At 32.2% G+C, this 16783-nt stretch carries 16 protein-coding genes; 12 read left to right on the top strand and 4 right to left on the bottom strand.

What is annotated here, in order from left to right:
- Nucleotides 1-87: 87 nt before the first annotated feature.
- A complete protein-coding gene (locus JOC47_RS13510; protein WP_204702740.1) occupies nucleotides 88-357 on the bottom strand; it encodes a hypothetical protein in 270 nt (89 codons plus the stop codon).
- Nucleotides 358-624: 267 nt separating this feature from the next.
- Here JOC47_RS13510 and JOC47_RS13515 point away from each other — a divergent pair, with 267 nt between their 5' ends.
- Complete coding sequence (locus JOC47_RS13515; protein ID WP_204702742.1) at nucleotides 625-1062, top strand: NfeD family protein; 438 nt, start codon at nucleotides 625-627, stop codon at nucleotides 1060-1062.
- A gap of 3 nt (nucleotides 1063-1065) precedes the next feature.
- Nucleotides 1066-2166, top strand: coding sequence for an SPFH domain-containing protein (locus tag JOC47_RS13520; RefSeq protein WP_204702744.1), 1101 nt, complete (start codon nucleotides 1066-1068; stop codon nucleotides 2164-2166).
- A gap of 72 nt (nucleotides 2167-2238) precedes the next feature.
- Here the strand turns inward: JOC47_RS13520 and JOC47_RS13525 are convergent, their stop codons facing one another.
- The gene (locus JOC47_RS13525) at nucleotides 2239-3780 is read right to left on the bottom strand and encodes a methyl-accepting chemotaxis protein (RefSeq protein ID WP_204702746.1); all 1542 of its coding nucleotides are present in this window, start codon (nucleotides 3778-3780) and stop codon (nucleotides 2239-2241) included.
- 307 nt (nucleotides 3781-4087) lie between these two features.
- Between JOC47_RS13525 and JOC47_RS13530 the strand changes: the two genes are divergently transcribed.
- From JOC47_RS13530 to gdhA, 3 genes are all read left to right on the top strand, one after another.
- Complete coding sequence (locus JOC47_RS13530) at nucleotides 4088-4936, top strand: sulfide/dihydroorotate dehydrogenase-like FAD/NAD-binding protein (RefSeq protein WP_204702748.1); 849 nt, start codon at nucleotides 4088-4090, stop codon at nucleotides 4934-4936.
- Nucleotides 4937-4943: 7 nt separating this feature from the next.
- On the top strand, nucleotides 4944-6302 hold the full coding sequence (gene gltA, locus JOC47_RS13535; RefSeq protein WP_239551258.1) for an NADPH-dependent glutamate synthase: 1359 nt from the start codon (nucleotides 4944-4946) through the stop codon (nucleotides 6300-6302).
- Nucleotides 6303-6396: 94 nt separating this feature from the next.
- Nucleotides 6397-7743 carry an NADP-specific glutamate dehydrogenase gene (gene gdhA, locus JOC47_RS13540; RefSeq protein WP_369127972.1) on the top strand — a complete coding sequence of 449 codons (1347 nt, stop codon included), beginning with the start codon at nucleotides 6397-6399 and terminating at the stop codon, nucleotides 7741-7743.
- 94 nt (nucleotides 7744-7837) lie between these two features.
- On the opposite strand, the gene pdo is transcribed toward gdhA, so the two are convergent.
- Both pdo and JOC47_RS13550 read right to left on the bottom strand, forming a co-directional pair.
- The gene (gene pdo, locus JOC47_RS13545) at nucleotides 7838-8479 is read right to left on the bottom strand and encodes a protein disulfide oxidoreductase (protein WP_204702754.1); all 642 of its coding nucleotides are present in this window, start codon (nucleotides 8477-8479) and stop codon (nucleotides 7838-7840) included.
- 23 nt (nucleotides 8480-8502) lie between these two features.
- The gene (locus JOC47_RS13550; protein WP_204702756.1) at nucleotides 8503-9489 is read right to left on the bottom strand and encodes an FAD-dependent oxidoreductase; all 987 of its coding nucleotides are present in this window, start codon (nucleotides 9487-9489) and stop codon (nucleotides 8503-8505) included.
- Between the two features lie 268 nt (nucleotides 9490-9757).
- On the opposite strand from JOC47_RS13550, the gene JOC47_RS13555 reads away from it, so the two are divergent.
- The 7 genes from JOC47_RS13555 to JOC47_RS13585 all read left to right on the top strand — a co-directional run bounded on the left by JOC47_RS13555 (nucleotide 9758) and on the right by JOC47_RS13585 (nucleotide 16770).
- On the top strand, nucleotides 9758-11041 hold the full coding sequence (locus tag JOC47_RS13555) for an HD-GYP domain-containing protein (protein WP_204702758.1): 1284 nt from the start codon (nucleotides 9758-9760) through the stop codon (nucleotides 11039-11041).
- A 128-nt stretch (nucleotides 11042-11169) separates the two neighbouring features.
- The gene (locus tag JOC47_RS13560; protein WP_204702760.1) at nucleotides 11170-11364 is read left to right on the top strand and encodes a YjfB family protein; all 195 of its coding nucleotides are present in this window, start codon (nucleotides 11170-11172) and stop codon (nucleotides 11362-11364) included.
- Nucleotides 11365-11489: 125 nt separating this feature from the next.
- A complete protein-coding gene (locus JOC47_RS13565) occupies nucleotides 11490-12278 on the top strand; it encodes an ATP-dependent Clp protease proteolytic subunit (protein ID WP_204702762.1) in 789 nt (262 codons plus the stop codon).
- The gene (locus JOC47_RS13570; RefSeq protein ID WP_204702764.1) at nucleotides 12275-12484 is read left to right on the top strand and encodes a YlzJ-like family protein; all 210 of its coding nucleotides are present in this window, start codon (nucleotides 12275-12277) and stop codon (nucleotides 12482-12484) included. The genes JOC47_RS13565 and JOC47_RS13570 overlap by 4 nt, the downstream gene beginning before the upstream one ends.
- Nucleotides 12485-12684: 200 nt before the next feature.
- Nucleotides 12685-13656, top strand: coding sequence for a Na/Pi cotransporter family protein (locus tag JOC47_RS13575; RefSeq protein ID WP_204702766.1), 972 nt, complete (start codon nucleotides 12685-12687; stop codon nucleotides 13654-13656).
- Entirely contained in the window at nucleotides 13641-14411 is a 771-nt protein-coding gene (locus JOC47_RS13580; protein WP_204702768.1) for an undecaprenyl-diphosphate phosphatase, read from the top strand. Before JOC47_RS13575 ends, JOC47_RS13580 begins: the two co-directional genes overlap by 16 nt.
- A 58-nt stretch (nucleotides 14412-14469) precedes the next feature.
- Nucleotides 14470-16770, top strand: a complete 2301-nt coding sequence (locus JOC47_RS13585) for an FtsK/SpoIIIE family DNA translocase (protein ID WP_204702770.1) — start codon at nucleotides 14470-14472, stop codon at nucleotides 16768-16770.
- Nucleotides 16771-16783 lie beyond the last annotated feature (13 nt).

Below are 16783 nucleotides of genomic sequence, written 5' to 3' on the forward strand. Positions count from 1 at the left end.
CCCTGGGTTTAATAAAAACCCAGGGGTTTTTAGATGAACAATGGCAAAATCGTTTAGCAATCAAAATCATTAAGGAAAATATTCTAATTAACCTTTGGAGAAATAATCCATAAACCATTGTTCCCTATAATTAGGTTCCCGGGCGAATTTCTTTAAAAAATTTTGATAATGATACTTATTAAAGTCTTTAATTAAAAAATCTCTCCCAAAAATTTTACCATTTACATCAATCCGACATAAATAAGAACCATCTATTTCTTGGCGACACATATCATCAGTAGTAGTAAAGAGTTGTACTTTAGCATTTTGGTCATTATTTAAAGTTATCGTATTAGATTCAAGAGGAATTGTACCCAAATGATATCATCCCTTTCTTGTTTGATTTATCTTTTAATATATTGTTATCCAAATTAATATAATTTATACATTACAGATATGAACTAAATCTATAATTGATTACTAAAGTAAGTAAAAAAGTACAATAAATAGAAATTATTACAGATGAATTTTACAAAATATCAATTAAAAATAAAGGAGATTGATTAGTTTTTGAGAAATAATTAAATGTAATCTAGTTATATTTTTTACAAAGTAATTATAGTTATATAGTAAGGAGGGGGTTTTTTGGCTTTTAAAATTTGGTTGGCAGTAGGAATGGCATTTTTAGTATTTGAGATATTAAGTCCTACTTTTTTTATGGTGTTTTTTGGTGTAAGTGCTTTTATCACTAGTATTGTTTCTTTATTTAATGTTGAATTAATACCGCAGTTATTTACTTTTATAATTTTATCAATTATTAGTTTGTTTGTATTTAGACCCTTTGCTAAAAAACATTTAATGAATGATAGTAAAGAGACTAGAACCAATGTTGATGCATTGGTAGGCCAGGAAGCTTTAGTGACCGAAAGGATTATTCCTGATAAAAATGAAGGGCGAGTAAAAATCACTGGTGATAGTTGGATGGCTATTTCAAGTACTGGTGTAGAAATTCCTGAAGGTGAAAAAGTGATTATTACTAAGGTGGATGGGGCCAAATTATATGTGAAGAGAAAGGGGAATTAAATAATGGCAGGATTAATTATTTTATTAGCAATATTTTTTATTTTAGCTGTTGTATTATTGGTGACTTCAGTTAAAATTGTTAATCAATCAGAAACAATGGTGGTTGAAAGATTAGGAAAATTTGATCGTGTTTTGGATTCAGGATTGAATATTATTTATCCTATTATTGAAAAGCCACGGCGAATCAACTGGAAATATACTGAAGAACGAAATGGTCAAAAGATAGTAAGAAGAGCTAAACTTAAAGAAATTGATTTGCGGGAAACTGTATATGATTTTCCTAAGCAAAGTGTAATTACCAAGGATAATGTAGGAATTGATATTAATGCGATGATTTATTTTCAAATCACTGATCCTAAAAAAGCAGTTTATGAGATCAATGACTTACCTAATGCTATTGAAAATTTAACGCAAACTACTTTAAGAAATGTAATTGGAGAAATGGAGTTGGATGAAACCCTTTCTTCTCGTGATACAATTAATAAAAAGCTGCGAAAGATCTTAGATGAAGCAACTGACAAGTGGGGAGTTAAGGTTAATCGAGTTGAGTTACAAGATATTATTCCTCCGCAAGATATTAAGAATGCGATGGAAAAACAGATGCGGGCAGAAAGAGATAGACGGGCTTCTATTTTAAAAGCAGAAGGTCAGAAAAAGTCAGCTATTCTTAAAGCAGAAGGGGATCAAGAATCAGAGGTTAAGCGGGCTGAAGGTAAGAAAAAAGCTCAAATTTTGCGAGCAGAAGCAGAACAGCAAGAAAAAATTAAAGTTGCTGAAGGTGAAGCTAAGGCAATTAAACAAGTTTCGCAAGCTTTAGAAGGAATGAAAGGAGATCCAACGCAGTATTTAATTGCTACTAAGTATATTGATAAATTAGATGAGATAACTAAAGGGAATAACTCTAAAGTTGTGTTCTTACCATATGAAGCTACTGGTGTTTTAGGTTCTTTAGGAGGGATTAAAGAAATGTTCTCTGAGTTTTCTGGTGGGCCAAATCCCAAGTTAAGTGGAGAAGAGTCTGATTCAGAGACTGAAATTGCTCCTGAAGTAAAAAAACAGTTAAAAGAAGAATATGGTGATGAAATAGATAAATTGAACATTTAAATTAAAATTGCTGCCTGTTAACAGGCAGCAATTTTTTTAATGAGTAAATGAACATTAGCCTAATTTATTATTCTATATTTTTATTTTAATATCTGCTCCGATAACTCCAACTACTTCTCCTTTGTTAAAAATGGGTACAGATACTGTAACACAGGGGCGATGAGTAATTGAAGAAACATAAACTTCAGATAGAAATTCCTCTCCGGTTATAGTAGTTTGAAACCAGTCTCTTACTTTAGCATTAGCTAATCCTGCTGGTGGATTAGAATAAATAAATTCACCATCTGTTTTATTAGTCCAAATTGCTTCAATAAACTCATGTTTGTTGATTAATTCATCTAATAGTTTTTGGTGAACTACAGAATCTAAAGAGTTAAATTGTTCATTATTTAATAATTTATCTTCTATAATTTTTTTGACTTCAGCCGCTTTTTCTTCTGCTTCGGCTTTAATTTCTTCTTCTGCAAATAAATCAGTATTATCTACTAGTTGTGAGAGGTTATTAACTGAATCATTTAATCTGCTGCCTAAGGTTTGAATACTTTCGATTTTATCTGTTTGTTGGTTGACAGATTGATATACTTCTTCAACACTATTTATAGTTTCGTCTCTAATTTCATCTAAGTTAGAGACTTGATTGTGAATATCTGATATTAAGGAGAATTGTTCAGCAATCATTTGCTGCATCTTTTCTAAACTAGTTTCAATTTGATTAGCTTTTTCTACTCCTGTAGCAACTATTTCTACATTTTTATTAGTAATATCTGTTACATCAGTAACTTTAGAACGAACATCTTTAATTAGTTCTTTTATTTGACCTACTGCTTGCTGTGAATCATCTGCTAATTCTCTGATTTCATCTGCTACTACTGCAAAGCCTTGTCCTGCTCTTCTTCTTCCGGAACTATTATCATCAGTATTAGAAACTGCTCGAGCACTTTCAATAGCTGCATTTAAGGCTAATAGATTAGTTTGTTGAGATATATCATTAACGGTATTGATTATATCATTGATCTTTTTAGAACTGCTTTCTAATTCTTTAACATTAGCTACTGTATGGTCAGTGCTAGATTGAATGTCATTGATTGTTTGAACTATTTCCATAATATTGCTTTGACTGTTATTAATGATTTCTTTAGAAGTATTACTTAATTTTTTAACTTGGTCAACTTTTTCAACTAAGTCATCTATAATTTGTTGATTTTTTTCATTTAAACTTCTCATTGTTGTAGTTTCAGTCAATAATTCTTGGGCAAAAGCAGTACTTTCATTTACTGTTAATTGCACTTGTTCTGAAATAGAAGATACTTGAGAAGAAGCAACTTGAATTTCAAAAGTTAAATTAACAACTTGCTTTTTGACTTGCTGAATATATTTGGCAAATAATTTGAATTGTCCAAAAAAATTGTTAGGGTTAATAGAAGTATCATATTTGCCATTACTAATTTTTTTAGTTTTATTAAGCAAATTTTGGATTGACCGATGATTAAAATAATAAATACTTAGAGTAAAAATAATATAAAGTGAAATTCTTAACCATTGATTAGCAATTACGTTTAGCTCAAAATAGATTAATGAACTGACAATTAATAATAAGTAAGTTATTAGTAACATTATTAATCCCTCCAGGACTTAGAATGTTTATTTATTTCATGTAAAGTAAATGTTAACTATATATCAAATATATCATACTATTAGGATTTAAACAAGTGTAATTGCCTTGTTTGATAGAAAAAAATAAAAAAACCTAACATTTAAATGACATATAGATGATTTGAACTTTATTTTCAATTTATTATTTCCTGAATATGGTTTGAATTTAAGGTGTTCTGTGGTATAATCAAAATGTGTTTATCGTAAAAATTAAATTAAAAAATATTAATTATTACTAAGGTGAGTAGAGTATTGAGGAGGAGATAATGTGTACGAGATTGTTGAAAAAAACAAATTAGCACCAGAAATTTTTCATTTTGAAGTTAAAGCACCAGAAATAGCTGCTAAAGCGCAAGCAGGTCACTTTTTAATTTTGCGAGCAGTAGAAAAAGCTGAGAGAATACCTTTAACTATTGCTGACTATGATAGAGAACAGGGTACGATTGATATTGTAGTGCAAGAGGTAGGTTATAGTAGTCAACAGATTTGTGATTTTGAAGAAGGAGAAGCGTTTTTAGATGTTGTTGCCCCGTTAGGGAATCCGATTGAAACTGAAGATTATGATCGAGTAATTTGTGTGGCAGGTGGATTAGGAGCTGCTCCTTTATATCCTAAAGTAAAATCTTTAGTAGATCATGGAGCAGAGGTAACTACTATTTTAGGAGCCCAAAGGGCAGAAAAGTTGATTTGGGAAGATAGATTTGCAGATTTAAGTGAAGACTTATATATAGCAACTGATGATGGTTCACGAGGGACTGAAGGATTTGTAACAAATGTATTAGAAGAGTTATTATCTGAAGATAACGATTATGATGCAGTAATTGCTATTGGGCCAATGATTATGATGCAGGCAGTATCAGATTTAACTGCAGAATATGACTTGAAAACGATAGTTAGTTTAAATACATTAATGGTTGATGGCACAGGAATGTGCGGTGGATGCCGAGTTACTGTAGGAGAAGAAACCAAATTTGCATGTGTTGATGGTCCTGCTTTTGATGGTCATGAAGTGGACTTTGAAGAACAGAGACGTCGTAAGAAATTTTATGAAGAACACGAAGAAGAAATAGAGGAACATCATGTTGGAGGTGAAGGCTGTCGTGTCCAAGCAAAGTAGAACTGAGATGGAAGAATTAGACCCTAGAGTAAGAGTTAATAATTTTGCAGAAGTTGCCCAGGGTTATACTCCTGAACAAGCAGTTAAAGAGGCTAAAAGATGTTTGCAGTGTGCAGACCCTAAGTGTATGGAAGGTTGTCCGGTGCAAATTGATATTCCAGATTTTATTGAATTGATTGCTGAAGAAAAATTTGATGCGGCGGCAGAGAAAATAAAAGAAAAAAATAATTTGCCAGCAATTTGTGGACGGGTTTGTCCCCAAGAAGACCAATGTGAGTTGAAATGTGTCTTAGAGTCAACAGGAGAGCCAATAGCTATTGGTCGCTTAGAGAGATTTGCAGCTAATTATGGAGAGGATGAAGTTACTAAGCCGGTGCAAGACAAAGGAAAGGTAGCAGTTGTGGGAGCAGGACCAGCTGGTTTAACTGCTGCAGCTGATTTAGCTAAAATGGGTTATAAAGTAACTGTGTTTGAATCTTTTCATGAAGCAGGTGGAGTATTGAAGTATGGTATTCCAGAGTTTCGATTGCCTAAAGAAGTTGTACAGGAAGAGATTGATCAGATAAAAAAATTAGGAGTCGAAATTCAGTTAAACAAAGTGGTTGGAAAAATTAAGAGTGTTGATGAATTAATGGAACAAGAAGGTTATCAGGCTGTCTTTGTTGGTACAGGAGCTGGCTTACCTAAGTTTTTAGGTTTAGAGGGTGAAAATTTAAATGGAGTTTATTCAGCCAATGAATTTTTAACTCGAGTTAATTTAATGAAGGCCTATAAATTTCCTGAATATAAAACTCCAGTTTATGTAGGAAATAAAGTAGCAGTAATTGGTGGAGGAAATGTAGCTATGGATGCTGCGCGAACTGCTCTTCGTTTAGGAGCGGAAGAGTCAATGATTGTTTACCGTCGTTCACGTGAACAAATGCCGGCTCGAGAAGAAGAAATTGAACATGCTGAAGAAGAGGGAATTCAATTTCAATTATTGCGAAATCCAACTAAAATATTAGGGAATGAAGATGGTTTTGTAACTGGCTTAGAATGTATTAAGATGGAATTGGGCGAACCAGATGATTCAGGAAGAAGACGTCCAATTGCAATTGAAGGGTCTGAATTTGAGATGGATGCTGATATGGTAATTATGGCTATTGGTCAGAATCCCAATCCAATTTTATTAGATGATTCACCAGAAATAGAAACAACTGATTGGGGAACTATTAAGACTGATGAAGTAGGACAGACCACTAAAGAAGGTGTTTTTGCTGGGGGAGATATTGTTACTGGAGCAGCAACTGTAATTGAAGCAATGGGTGCTGGCAAAGATGCTGCAGAAGCTATAGATGAATATATTCAAAGTAAAGATGATAATTAATTTAATAAATAAAAATTAAAACAAGGTATTTAAAATTTCATATAGAAATATATTTGGTGGAAAGTTTAAATAATCTAAAATCACATGAGGAGTGGTGTTAGTGAGTAGTTATGTGGAAGAAGTAATGGAAAAAATTAAGTCAAGAGATCCTGAACAACCTGAGTTTCATCAAGCAGCAGAGGAAGTTTTAGAATCTTTATCTTTGGTTTTAGAAAAGCATCCAGAGTATAAAGAAGAAGGAGTTATTGAACGTATTATTGAACCTGAGCGGCAAATTGTGTTTCGGGTTCCGTGGGTTGATGATGAAGGTAATACAAGAGTTAACCGCGGTTATCGAGTGCAGTTTAATAGTGCTCTAGGACCATATAAAGGTGGTCTTCGTTTTCACCCTTCAGTTAATTTAGGAATTATTAAATTCTTAGGTTTTGAGCAGATTTTCAAAAATTCTTTAACTGGTCGACCTATTGGAGGCGGCAAGGGTGGTAGTGACTTTAATCCTAAAGGAAAATCTGATGGTGAAATCATGCGCTTTTGCCAGAGCTTTATGAGTGAATTATACCGTCATATAGGTGCTAATACAGATGTGCCTGCTGGTGATATTGGTGTTGGCGGGCGAGAAATTGGTTACCTGTTCGGTCAATATAAAAAATTAGCTAATGCTTTTGAAGCTGGCGTTTTGACTGGAAAAGGTTTAGACTGGGGTGGAAGTCTTGTTAGAACAGAAGCTACTGGTTATGGATTAGTATACTTAGTACAAGAAATGATGCAAGATTATGGTCAAGATATAGAAGGGAAAGATGTTGTTATTTCCGGTTCTGGAAATGTAGCAATTTATGCTACTGAGAAAGTACAGGAGTTAGGTGGAAATGTGATTGCTTTAAGTGATTCAAGTGGCTTTGTGCATGACCCTAGAGGAATGGATTTAGATCTAGTTAAGGAAATTAAAGAAGTAAGAGAAGGAAGAATTAAAGAATACTTAGAAGAATATCCTGAAGCTGAGTATAATGAAGAAAGTTTTGATATTTGGAAATTAGATTGTGATGTAGCTTTACCATGTGCTACCCAGAATGAATTAGATGGTAAATCTGCTCAAGCACTTGTAGATAATAATGTAATAGCAGTGGGAGAAGGAGCTAATATGCCTTCTACTCCAGAAGCGATTGAAGTGTTCTTGAACAATGATATTTTATATGCGCCTGGGAAAGCTGCTAATGCAGGTGGAGTTGCTACTTCTGCTCTGGAAATGACACAAAATGGTATGTATGATTCTTGGAGCTTTGATAAAGTAGATAAAGAGTTAAAAGGTATCATGACTAATATCTATGAAAACATTAGCGAAACTGCTAAAGAATATGATAAAGAAGGTAATTTTGTAGTAGGAGCTAATATTGCTGGATTTATCAAAGTTGCTGATGCTATGTTAGACCAAGGTGTTATTTAAATAGATTTTTAACTAACTTAATTAACCTTTAAAACCCTGAGTGTCCACTTTAATGTGGGACTCAGGGTTTTATTAATTTGAATTGGATTGAGAATTATAAATTTTTAATTGCATTTAAAAATTCTTCCGGTGGTTGAGCTCCAACTAATTCTTCTGTTTCATTAACTATTGTTTTAGGTACTCCACTAACATCATATTTAACTGCTAGGTGGTTGAAAATAGAGCTATCAAGCATATCAGCAGTGATATTATCATTTTCATAGGCTAATTGTTGTGTTGCTTCTACAGCTTTAGGACAATAAGGACATTGTAAAGTTACAAATACTTGGAAATGAACATCTTTTTCTACTTTGGCGGCAGTATCTTTAATTTCATCATCTAATTCAGATTCTCCCCCGGAAACTAGCTTTAGTGCATTGACGAAAGAATTAATTTCATAACCGGCTGGAATACCAAAAAAGCGAAGACCAGAATATTTTTTCTCCTTGTCTAATAATACAGCTGCAGGTATTTTATCAACATTATATTCTTCTGCTTTATCGCTATCTTCTTTCAAATCATAAATTTCTAAATTGATTTTATTAGATAGTTTAGAGAATTCTTCTAAAAACTGGCGAGCAGTTTGGCAGCTTTCACATTCAAATTCTTGGGTAAAAAAAGCAAGATTAACTTCATTTTCAAGAACAGTTAGTTGTTCTTCCAATTGTTCTGCTACTTCATCATCAATTAATGGCATAATAGGCCTCCTTTTAGATATGGTTAAGATTTTAAGACATAATCGCAGGCAGATAAGGCTGCTTTAGCTCCCTCGCCGCTAGCAATAATAATCTGTTTAAATGGTACATTAGTAATATCACCAGCAGCAAAAATACCTTCTTTGTTAGTACGACATTTACAATCAACCATTATTTCATTGTAATCATTTAATTGCAGGACTCCTTCGACAAAGCTTGTATTAGGAATCCAGCCTATCTCAATAAAGATGCCATCAGCAGCAATATCTTGTTTATTATTCTGTTGAGTATCTTGAACCACTATGTTTTCTACTTTATTTTCTCCTTCAATTTCGGCTACTTCAGATTCATATAGGATATTTACATTATCATATTCTTCTAGTCTTTCAATTAAGATTTCATCAGCAGTTAAATGATCTAATAGCTGAACAATGGTTACTTCTTTAGCTATTTTGGCTAAATCAATTGCTGCTTCTATAGCTGAATTTCCTCCTCCGACAATAACCACTTCTTTATCAGCGTAGAGCGGAGCATCACAAATTGCACAGTAAGCAACGCCCTTACCAGTTAATCTTTCTTCTCCTGGACAGTTAATTTTGCGGGATGATTTTCCAGCAGCAACAATAATGGATTTAGCTTGATAAGTTGTTCCATCTTCTAATGTAACTTGATTGATCTGGTCATCAGTAATAGATTTAACTCTTTTGCCTTCTTGATAAGCAATTTCAAATTGTTTAACTTGATCTTCAAATTTATCAACTAATTCTTCACCTTCGACATACATATATCCCATATAATTTTCAATTTCTGTAGTAGAAGTGACTTGGCCGCCAATTTCATCTGTGATTAAAGCAGTACTAACTCCTTTGCGCATACAATATACTGCAGCAGTTAATCCCGCTGGGCCACCACCAATAATTAATACATCATAGGTCATTTCAGGATCTAAATCAACAGTTTTATATTCAGTTTCTTCATCTTGTGATGGTTTAAGATTAAAATCTAACCCCATAAAACCTGCCTCCTTTCTTTAATATATTTTATAAAAATTAACTATCTTATTTAATTATTTCTTTTTATCAATAATCTTTCCTGCAAAAAAATCTTTTTTTGCTATAATAATATTATTTTCAACAAAATATTTATGAATTTAATTTAAAAATCAATCATTATCTGATATGATAATATTAACTCTAGTTTTTATAATTTGATGATAATTTATAAGTCAATGTTGAAAAAAATCAATTTGTAAAGTTAGAGTTTTGAGAGAGGTGTTAAAAATGACTGATGAAACAGATAGGTTAGAGATATCTCTGTTTGATTTAATTTTAAGTATTTCTCATAATTTAGATTTAATCTATCAAGATTTAGAATGGCATCATGAGAAGGTTGCTTATATAACTTATGAAATTGTATCTGAATTAAATTATACAGAGCAAGAAAAAAAGACACTAATTATGGCTGCAGCATTACATGATATTGGCATCCTTAATTTAGAGCATAAGAAAATAGATGTGATTGAAGAAGTAGAATTAAATGGTGAAGAAAAAATAGTCGAGCATGCTAAAGTAGGAGCAGTTTTAATAAATAAATTTCAAGAATTGTTTGGGTTTGAAGGAATGGAAAATTTAGTTCAATATCATCATGCTCATTGGGATAATGGAGAAAGTAACACATATCAGGGACGAAAAGATCGCTTTGGTAGCCATATCTTACATTTGGCTGATAGAGTAGCAATTTTAACTAAAGGTGATAATTATGTTTTAAATCAGAAAGACGAGATTATGAATAAAATTAAGAGTAACTCAGGGTCTATTTTTGCTCCTAGGTTAGTTGAAATATTAGAAAGATTTGCAGAAAGAGAAAGTTTTTGGTTAACTTTAGATACTCCAAAAATTATTGAAAAGAAGTTAAAAAAGAATAGAAAAGTTGATCTAAATGTGAAATTAGATATAGAACAGTTATTAGAAGTTAGTAAGTTTTTTAGTCAAATTATCGATCTGCGTAGTCGGTTTACTTTTGTTCATTCGCAAGGAGTTGCAGCAGTATCTAGTAAATTAGCTGAGAAATTATCTTGGTCAGAGAGGGAAGTTAAAAAAATTAAAATTGCAGGGTATTTACATGATTTAGGGAAATTAACTACTCCAAAAGAAATCTTGGATAAGCCTGGGAAGTTAACTGCAGAGGAATATAAAATTATCCAAAGTCATACTTTTCATACTTATCATTCTTTAGATATGTTAGGTTTAACTGAAATTAGAAATTGGGCAGCTTTTCATCATGAGCGACTTGATGGGACTGGATATCCATTTAAAATAGGGGAATTATCAACGGGAAGCAGAATTATGGCTGTGGCAGATGTATTTACTGCTATTACTGAAAATCGGCCTTATCGTTCGGGGATGAAGAAAAAGAAAGCAATTTCGGTCTTAGAATCAATGGCTGCAGATGATAAATTAGATCGAGAATTAGTTAATATAGTTGTTAATAATTATCAAGAATTTAACAGCTTGCGCGATGATATTCAGATTAAACATTCTACTGAAGATAAATTTATTGTGTAAATTAAAGATAAAAATACGGATAAAAGTAGAAATATCCCGAAAAATATATTATAATATAAACAAGTGCTTAAATGATTGATTTTTTTGAATTCGGATTGTAGTTAAATACTTATGAAGGAGGAGATATTATGGATGCAGCTGCTACTTCCTCAGCCATGAAACATCAAGAAACATTGTATCAAGCAAATTTGAAAGTGGCCAATATGGCTAAAGGTCAAATGGAACAAACAGGAAAGGATATAATGAAACTGTTAGATTCTACTAAAGTAAATCAAGCTAATCATCCTTATAAGGGACAGAATGTTGATGTAAGTGTTTATTAAACTAAATAGAATGTAAAGGTTAAAAAAAGTCATCCTGATAGGGATGACTTTTTTTATTTTTTTGTATATATTTTTTCGAATAATTAATAATAAGTAATGATAGAGCAAAGAAAGGGGTTGAAGAAATGAAAGAGAACAAAATAGGCTCTAAGTTATTAAACTCACAGTTTGGCCCTGAACATGAAGATGAGGAGGAAGAAAATAATAAAGAACAAAGGACTTTAGCAGCTTTAAAGCAATTAGGACAAACTAAGGTACCTGCTATAGATAGTGATATACATGCTTTGACGATAGTTGGTCAAATTGAAGGGCATAAAGTTTTGTCTCCTAAAATAAAGACTACTAAGTATGAACATTTGCTACCGCAATTGATTGCTATAGAAGAAAATCCTAAAATTAAAGGAGTAGTAGTAGTTTTAAATACAGTTGGAGGAGATATAGAAGCGGGATTAGCGATTTCAGAGATGGTAAGTAGTTTATCAAAGCCGACTGTTTCTTTAGTGTTAGGTGGAGGACACAGTATTGGAGTTCCTATAGCTGTATCTACGGATTATTCTTTAATTGCTGAAACTGCAACAATGACAATTCATCCAGTGAGATTGACGGGAATGGTTTTAGGAGTTCCACAAACTTATGAGTATTTGGAAAAGATGCAGGAAAGAATTGTTAAATTTGTAGCTCAACATTCTCAAATTAGTGAAGAAAAATTTAAACATTTGATGTTTAAACGTGGAGAATTAGTTAGGGATGTAGGAACAGTATTAATTGGTTCAGAAGCAGTAGAGTATAATTTAATTAATCAGACTGGTGGTTTAGGGCAAGCAATTAAAAAATTACGAGATATTATTGAAAGTCCACAGCAAAAACAAAGTTCTAAGATGTCAATTGAAGTTGTAGAAGGTGAACAACATTGAACTATTCAATACTGCCAGAAGAAATGTTAGTACCTGAAAGTGATGATTCAGATTTTAATAATAAGATAGAAATAGAAATTAAAGGATTGGTTATGGAAGTTGATCTTAATACAGGAAAATTAACGCGGATAATTAGTTCTAATCCTGAAGCTTATTTATTATATCAGCCAGGACTAAAAATTGATTTCATACCTCAAATCAATTAGACTTATTATAACTTCACCCCAAATGGGGTGAAGTTAGTAGTTATAAAATAAATGACTATTATAAGTATTTTTTTGCATAATAAAATTAAAAAATCTTTTTTTATTAGCTATTTATGTTATAATTAAAAATTAGGGCATATAGTGTAATATAATCTGAGTTAGAGTTTAATACTTGAACCTAACTCTAAGGAGCGATAGGAATGCTAAAAGCCCTAATGCAGTGTTGTGGAGGATTGGCTCTTTTTTTATGGGGCCTCCAAAAAATAAAGACAAATTTCCAATCAGTTGTAAGCTCAAAGGCAAAAGAAGTAGTATCTATTTTAACGCTTAATTTTGGAGTAGCAATGATTACAGGTTTATTAATTACAATGTTAATTCAGAGTAGTAGTGCAGCAATTATAATTATAATTAGCTTAGTTAATTTGAAATTATTAGATTTTAATCAGGCTGTAGGGCTAATCGCTGGAGTTAATGTAGGTACTACAGTTACTGTGCAGTTAATCTCTTTTAATTTAACTAATCACTTAGGAATTTTTTTAGGGAGTGGGTTATTTTTTTATGTGTTATATTATGTGACTGATTTACGATGTGCTAAATATTTTGGTCAAGGTCTTAGTTCCTTTAGTATCTTACTCTTAGGTTTAGAATTGCTAAGCGGTAGTTTAGTTGGTTTAGAAGAAAATCTATTATTTATAAATTTAATCGTATCTTTAGCTACTTGGCCTTTATTAGGTTTAATAGTAGGATTAATAACAACTTCTATAGTACAAAGTAGTAGTGCAGTAACTGCTTTAGTAGTAGCTTTAGCTAAACAAAGATTAATAATTTTGGAGGCAGCTATAGCTATAGCATTAGGAAGTAATATAGGAACTTGTGTTACTGCTTTTTTAGCAGGGGTTGGAGGAAGTCGCGATGCTAAATTATCAGCTTGGGCCCATCTTTATTTTAATCTAGTAGGGGTCATCATATTTTTGCCCTTATTACCTTATTTTACTCATTTGATTCAATCTTTTAGTTTGGATTTAAGTCGACAAATTGCTAATGCCCATACCTTATTTAATTTGTTAACTGCTGTAGTGATATTTGTATTTCGGAATAAGTTTATAGCTTTAGTTTATAAATTACATAGTCAAGAAGGAAGAAAGGAGAAATTAAAATGTCGGAATTGTTAAAAGTTATTGTTTTAGGTTTGGTACAAGGATTAACTGAATTTTTACCTGTTAGTAGTTCAGGACATTTAGTTATTTTTCAACATTTTTTTAATATTACTGAAGCTTTAACATTAGATGTTTTTTTGCATTTTGGTACTTTAATAGCAGTAGTAATTGCTTATTGGGAAGATGTAGTAGAGATTATTACTTTGAAGCCTCGGTATAGAAAGTTTAGTTATTATATTTTGTTAGGTTCTGTTCCAGCAGGAGTAATAGGAGTCTTATATAAAGACGAAATTGAACATGCATTTAATTCCGTTAAGATGGTAGGGTTTATGTTAATTATAACGGGAATATTATTGTGGCTCTCAGATAGGGTAAATAATCAATCTCGAGCTATGGAAGAGATGAATGTAATTGATTCTATAGTGATTGGATTTGCTCAAGCTTTTGCTATTTTACCTGGAGTTTCTCGTTCAGGTTCGACTATTGTAGCAGGATTATTTAAAGGATTAGATCGCAAGTTAGCTGCTAAATATTCCTTTTTATTATCAATACCAGTCATTGGAGGAGCTACCTTATTGCAGGTTTTTGATTTGGTACAAGAGGGATTCGGTGCTTTTGGTCCTATAGAATTAATTAGTGGAACTATAGCTGCTGCTATTTCTGGTTATTTTGCCATCAAATTATTAGTAAAACTAGTTAATCAAGAAAAATTGAGTGTATTTGCATATTATTGTTGGAGTTTAGCATTAATTATTATTCTGTTTTTTTAATCTCTAAGCAGGAATTTGCCTATTTCAGACAGAATGTTTTATGTGAGGTGAAGAAGCGATGAAAGAAACTTTAAAGAATATTTGGGAAAAGCGCAAATTTGAATTTGGTGGTTTATTATTAATCACTATTAGTGTTTTAGATATAATTAATAAGTTTTCTCAATCTACTACTGGGGTGTTAGGTGAAGCATTTGGAGAGTTTTTACGATTGCTAGTAGGTAATGGGAGAATTACTATCACTATTTTATTATTTATTTGGGGCGTAGGAATGATTTATCGTAGTGAAGTTAAATTTATTGTTAATTCTCGGGGTATAGGGTTAGGTATTATTTTATTAATGATTTTTGCTTTTTTACATGTAGATAGCCACCCCACTAAAGAATTTGTAGTTGGTTTAAGAGGTGAAGGTGGGGGAGTTATTGGTGCAACTATATTATATGTGCTGCGGAAAGTAGTGGCTACTACAGGTTCTTACATAGTTTTAGGAACTGGGATTATAATTGGGATATTATTATTGTTAGATGTAGCTTTGGCTACTATTTTAGAAGACATGAAGAATTTAATTGTTAGTTTAGTCACAGGGAGCTATCAAAATATAAAAGGAATAATAGTAAAAATAATAGAAGCAGTAAAAAATGTAGGAACAAAATTTGCTGAAAGTACAGCAAAAGTGAAAAAGAAATTTAAAAGTAAAAAAACTGATAAAAGTGAAGTAGAAAAAGAAAAGTCTAAAAACGTATCTTCTCAATCTAAAATGAAGAGTCAAGTAGCTGTATCAAAAGAAAGTAAAGAAAAGTCTAAAGAAGAAAGTAAAGAAAAACGGCCTAAAGGAAAGACTAAAACTGAAAGCAATGTTGATACTAATGATTCTGAAGTTAGTTTTAATCAACAAGGGAATCAGATAAAAAAAGAACGAAAAAGTAATTCTCAGATTCAAATTCAATTAGATAATGAAGATGGGTATCATTTACCGCCGTTAGAATTGCTACAGCCAGGTGGCGATTCTGAGGCTAGTTATAGGGATAAACGAGAGGCATTAACTAAAACTTTAGATAATTTTGGGATTGATGCCCAAGTAACAGAAGTTAATTTTGGCCCTACAATTACAAGATATGAAATTGAACCTGCGCCGGGAGTTAAAGTTAGTAAAATTGTTAATTTAGGTGATGATATTGCTCTTTCTTTAGCAGCTTCCGATGTGCGAATTGAAGCTCCAATTCCTGGTAAAGCAGCAGTGGGAATTGAAGTTCCAAATGATACAAGAAAATTAGTTACATTGCGAGAAATTTTAGAATCAGATAAATTTCAAAATGCAGATTCAAAGCTAACAATGGCTTTAGGGAAAGATATTGATGGACAAGCTGCTATTGCTGATTTAGCTGAAATGCCTCATATGCTAGTAGCAGGAGCTACTGGTTCAGGGAAAAGTGTATTTATTAATGGGGTCATTAATAGTATGCTTTATAAGGCTAAACCAGAAGAAGTTAAATTTTTATTAGTTGATCCGAAAATGGTGGAGTTAACTATTTATAAAGGTTTACCTCACTTAGTAGCACCAGTAGTAACAGATCCTAAAAAAGCTGCTACTGCCCTGCGTTGGGTTGTAGAAGAGATGGAAAATAGATATGAACTATTTGCAGGTAGTAATGCACGCGGTTTAGATAGTTATAATCAACAGTTAAAATCAGAAGGGAAAGATCCACTGCCTTATATAGTAGTAGTAATTGATGAGTTAGCGGATTTAATGATGGTTGCTGCTAATGAAGTTGAAGATGCTATTTGTAGATTGGCTCAAAAGGCCAGAGCGGCTGGGATTCATCTTATTTTAGCAACACAACGTCCTTCAGTAGATGTAGTGACTGGTTTGATTAAAGCTAATATTCCGACGCGATTATCATTTTCTCTTTCTTCGCAAGCTGATTCTAGAACTATTTTAGATGAAGGTGGAGCAGAAAAATTATTAGGACAAGGAGATATGTTATTTTCTCCAGTTGATGCTAATCAGCCGTTGCGTTTACAGGGGGCTTTTGTTTCAGATAGTGAATTAAAAGATGTAGTGCAGTTTATTAAACAACAAGATGATCCTAATTTTGATGAAAAAATTGCAGGAATTAAGGATGATGATGTTGAAATAAATTTAAATGATGAGAAAGATGATTTATATAAAGAAGCAGTTAAGATTGTAGCAAAGGAGCGAGCTTCTATATCTTTACTCCAGCGAAAATTAAGAATTGGTTATAATCGAGCAGCACGAATGATTGATACTATGGAGGAAGAAAATATTGTTGGCCCTCATCGTGGTAGTAAAGCACGAGAAGTTTTAATTAATGAAGATGATTTAGAGGAAATTTTAAATTAATCATGAAGTATAT

The sequence above is a fragment of the Halanaerobacter jeridensis genome (genome assembly GCF_016908315.1).
Taxonomy (GTDB): domain Bacteria; phylum Bacillota; class Halanaerobiia; order Halobacteroidales; family Halobacteroidaceae; genus Halanaerobacter; species Halanaerobacter jeridensis.

Coding starts and splice junctions, on each gene's coding strand:
- JOC47_RS13585 (WP_204702770.1), top strand. CDS start 14,470: ATGAAAGAAACTTTAAAGAATATTTGGGAAAAGCGCAAATTTGAATTT.
- JOC47_RS13555 (WP_204702758.1), top strand. CDS start 9,758: ATGACTGATGAAACAGATAGGTTAGAGATATCTCTGTTTGATTTAATT.
- pdo (WP_204702754.1), bottom strand. CDS start 8,479: ATGCCATTAATTGATGATGAAGTAGCAGAACAATTGGAAGAACAACTA.
- JOC47_RS13560 (WP_204702760.1), top strand. CDS start 11,170: ATGGATGCAGCTGCTACTTCCTCAGCCATGAAACATCAAGAAACATTG.
- JOC47_RS13575 (WP_204702766.1), top strand. CDS start 12,685: ATGCTAAAAGCCCTAATGCAGTGTTGTGGAGGATTGGCTCTTTTTTTA.
- gltA (WP_239551258.1), top strand. CDS start 4,944: ATGGAAGAATTAGACCCTAGAGTAAGAGTTAATAATTTTGCAGAAGTT.
- JOC47_RS13565 (WP_204702762.1), top strand. CDS start 11,490: ATGAAAGAGAACAAAATAGGCTCTAAGTTATTAAACTCACAGTTTGGC.
- JOC47_RS13520 (WP_204702744.1), top strand. CDS start 1,066: ATGGCAGGATTAATTATTTTATTAGCAATATTTTTTATTTTAGCTGTT.
- JOC47_RS13550 (WP_204702756.1), bottom strand. CDS start 9,489: ATGGGGTTAGATTTTAATCTTAAACCATCACAAGATGAAGAAACTGAA.
- JOC47_RS13525 (WP_204702746.1), bottom strand. CDS start 3,780: ATGTTACTAATAACTTACTTATTATTAATTGTCAGTTCATTAATCTAT.
- JOC47_RS13580 (WP_204702768.1), top strand. CDS start 13,641: ATGTCGGAATTGTTAAAAGTTATTGTTTTAGGTTTGGTACAAGGATTA.